This window comes from Megasphaera geminata F0357, assembly GCF_000239275.1.
Classification (GTDB): domain Bacteria; phylum Bacillota; class Negativicutes; order Veillonellales; family Megasphaeraceae; genus Megasphaera; species Megasphaera geminata.
This window is the reverse complement of the sequence record NZ_JH417572.1, coordinates 22,468-25,849: the sequence shown is the minus strand read 5'-3', so window position 1 is coordinate 25,849 and position 3,382 is coordinate 22,468. Positions and strand designations below refer to the sequence as shown.

2 protein-coding genes and 1 pseudogene are annotated in these 3,382 nt (G+C 49.7%); 1 reads left to right on the top strand and 2 read right to left on the bottom strand.

All coding sequences use genetic code 11. From position 1 onward, the window contains the following. Nucleotides 1–154: 154 nt before the first annotated feature. Both HMPREF0080_RS02265 and HMPREF0080_RS02260 read right to left on the bottom strand, forming a co-directional pair. Nucleotides 155–631, bottom strand: coding sequence for a pyridoxamine 5'-phosphate oxidase family protein (locus tag HMPREF0080_RS02265; RefSeq protein WP_006789538.1), 477 nt, complete (start codon nt 629–631; stop codon nt 155–157). 121 nt (nt 632–752) lie between these two features. Further along, entirely contained in the window at nt 753–1,190 is a 438-nt protein-coding gene (locus tag HMPREF0080_RS02260; RefSeq protein WP_006789537.1) for an Hsp20/alpha crystallin family protein, read from the bottom strand. 219 nt (nt 1,191–1,409) lie between these two features. Between HMPREF0080_RS02260 and HMPREF0080_RS02255 the strand changes: the two are divergent. After that, nucleotides 1,410–3,295, top strand: a pseudogene (locus HMPREF0080_RS02255) (ABC-F family ATP-binding cassette domain-containing protein). Nucleotides 3,296–3,382 lie beyond the last annotated feature (87 nt).

Below are 3,382 nucleotides of genomic sequence, written 5' to 3'. Positions count from 1 at the left end.
GTTTTCGCGGTGGACTTCGGTGTCCTTCCTCCTCGTTGAGTCGTCACGACACGCGTACTCTTCGCGGGGGTAACGCTGACACTCCCCGGTTCCTTCAGAACCGGCTCGTGAAGGGTTACTCCCTGCGTCGCTTCGCTCCTTTAAAACGTGGGTCCTACTTATGTATCTTGCAGCTCCATTCGGTTATTGCGAGTTTGATAATGCCGATGCCCGCCAAGGCCGCCGTCGGGATATCCCGTGTTTCCCGGCCCGTATTGTCGAGCATCAGCGCCTGCAAAGCCGTCATTTTTTCTGTTTCATCGGTCACGACGGTCACATCCCCTTTGCCCATAACGGAACGGAAGTTAAAGGAATGGGCACATGCCTTTTCCCCTGCCACCGCTTCATGCGCCGTATCCAGTTCAAAAGAAGCCCGTTTCTGTACAGCCGCAAGTTCTATTTTCCTGCCTTCCCCGGCGCCGTGAAAATAGAAGGTCCCGTATGGCTCCCCTGTTTCAACAAAAGCAAAATTAAGCGGCACAATATAGGCCAGCCCGTCCGTATCGACAAGGCCGAGACGACAGCAATCACAGTCACGGATGACCTTAACAATTTCTTCGGCTCTTGTTTCTTCTCTATCCCGCCTTCTCATAACATACCTCCTGTACTCCTTTACAATTACTATATCATATCTAAAATATAAAATCCCCCCGCAGCGGCATTTACCTGCTGCGAGGGGATTTTATGAAGAGAGAATCCGTACATATGGGTTGTTATTTAATTTCTATTTTATTGCTTTCAACCACTTTCTGTTCGTCTTCTTTCGGCAGAACTACTTTCAGTACGCCGTCGCCGAAGGAAGCGTCGATCTTACTCTTATCCACATGGGGAATGAGGAGCCGCCGTGAAAAACTCTGAGATCTGCGTTCATGATAAACGTAGTTCCTTTCACTGTCTTCCGACTTCTGTTCATCCTTATGTTCTGCAGAAACAGAGAAAATCGGGTCATCATAGGTAATGACGATATCTTCCTTGGCTATGCCGGGAAGGTCGGCCTGCAGTTCATAATGATCTCCTTTGTCTTCAAGGTCTATCTTCGGCACGCGCAAAGTCGGCCTTGATCCGACTACATCACCAAAAAAAGTGCCCCATACATCTTCAGGAAATAAAAAATTGTCACTGTTTACAAGCGGTAATAGTGTTCTCATCATAATCCCTTCTTTTCTACATATTTTCTTTTTGTTCTTTTGCCATTGTCCTTTTGACCTTTAAAGGTACTATATACGTAGCGTCTCTTTCTTGCTACATATATAGCATAAACTTTATTAGCACTCTTGTCAATAGAGTGCTAATAATTTTTTCATTTTATTTTTTATCCTCCGTTTATGCTATAATAATAGCCGTTACAAGGCATGGAGAAAGGGAAAAATATGGCTGCCATTAAAGTTCAGAAATTAGAGAAATCCTTCGGTATTCACACGGTTTTCAAAAATATATCCTTCGAATTGAAGAAAGGCGAACGGCTCGCCCTGATCGGTGCCAACGGAGCCGGAAAATCGACGCTCATCAAGTGCATCATCGGCGAAGAGCACGCCGACAGCGGCAGTGTTACCATTCCCGCAGGAGAAACGTTCGGCTATTTAAAACAGGACGTTACCGTCGCCGACACCGCCACACTGCGCGAAACGATTGATGCGGCATGGCAGGATATTCATCATGTGGAAACACAGCTGAAAGAAACGGCAGGAGCCATGCAGACGGCGCCGGAAGACTCGGCGCTCATAGAAAAATACGCACGCCTGCAGGAACGGTTTGAACAACTCGGCGGCTTTTCGTACGAGGCGTTGTCCCGTAAGATCGTTTCCGGCCTGGGTTTTACGGAAGCTGATTTGGGCCGGGAAACACGGGACTTCTCAGGCGGTCAAAAAACACGTATCAATCTTGCCAAGGCTTTAGTCCGCCGGCCTGAATACCTCATTCTCGACGAACCGACGAATCACCTCGACATGGCTATGCTGGAATGGCTCGAAACATACTTACTGACATATAACGGCGCCGTTCTCATCGTCTCGCACGACCGTTACTTTCTCGACAAGGTGGCAACGGGTATTCTGGAATTGGAAAATAAGACGCTCACCCGATATAAAGGCAATTATTCCCGCTATGTGCGGCAACGCGATGAACGACGCAAAGCACGGGAACGCGCTTACGAAAAACAACAGGAGCACATTAAAAAAACGGAAGAGTATATCCGCAAATATAAGGCGGGCATCAAAGCCAGACAAGCTCGCGGCCGGCAGTCACAGCTCGACCGGCTGGAGCGGCTCGAACAGGCTCCGGCGGCGGAAACACTGCATTTTGACTTTGCGCCTGTCGAAGAATGCGGACAAAACGTCCTTATTCTCGACGACATCTGCGGCGGGTTTCCGGACAGGCGGCTTTTCGAACATCTCTCGCTTCTCCTGCGTCGCGGTGAATCCGCCTCCCTCATCGGCCCGAACGGCGCCGGCAAAACGACGCTCCTGAAAATGATCATCGGCGAGAAAGACCCGGACAGCGGTTTTTTGACCTTGGGCAGCCGCGTTCATATCGGATACTTCGCGCAGGAACACACGGAGCTGCACGGTAATCTCTCCGTCCTTGACGAGCTCACGGGCGGTTACACGCTGGACGAAGAAACGGCCCGCTCCGTATTGGGCCGCTTTCTCTTTCGCGGTGATGACGTTTTTAAAACCGTCGACAGCCTGAGCGGCGGTGAAAAAGCCCGTCTGGCCCTTTTGAAGCTGCTCCTGTCGGGCCCCAATTTTCTCGTCCTTGACGAGCCGACAAACCATCTTGATATTCCGACCAGAGAAATACTAGAGCAGGCGCTGCTTTCCTTCGGCGGCACGTACCTTATCGTTTCTCATGACCGTTACTTTCTTGATAAGATAACAACGCGCACCTTACTGTTGGAACATAAAAAACTGAAAAGTTTTATGGGCAACTATTCCTATTATAAAGAAAAAGAAACGGAGCCGGCCGAACCGGCAACTGAAAAACTCCCGCCGAAACCGGCTGCAGCTCCGGCAAAAAACACGATTCCGTCACCCGCCGCCATGCCGCACCCGTAAAAGAAAACCGTACGCCCGTCAATACCGCCCGGCTTGAAAGGGCGGAAATGAAAATCGCCGAATTGGAAGCAACGCTCAAAATGTATGAAGTGCAAATGAACGACGCCTCACCGGAAGATTTGATCCGACTCACCAAGGACTACGAAGAAACGGAGGCTGCCTTGGCCGTTGCTTACGAAAAATGGGGAGAATTGGCACCCTAAGCTCCTTGTCAAGAAAATCGTTTCATGATATAGTATATGTGTTGTGAAACACATGGGGGTGTAGCTCAGCTGGGAGAGCACCTGCCT

What these genes read in the sequence shown, in the direction of transcription:
- HMPREF0080_RS02265 (WP_006789538.1), bottom strand. Translation starts at nt 631, where the DNA reads ATGAGAAGGCGGGATAGAGAAGAAACAAGAGCCGAAGAAATTGTTAAG.
- HMPREF0080_RS02260 (WP_006789537.1), bottom strand. Translation starts at nt 1,190, where the DNA reads ATGATGAGAACACTATTACCGCTTGTAAACAGTGACAATTTTTTATTT.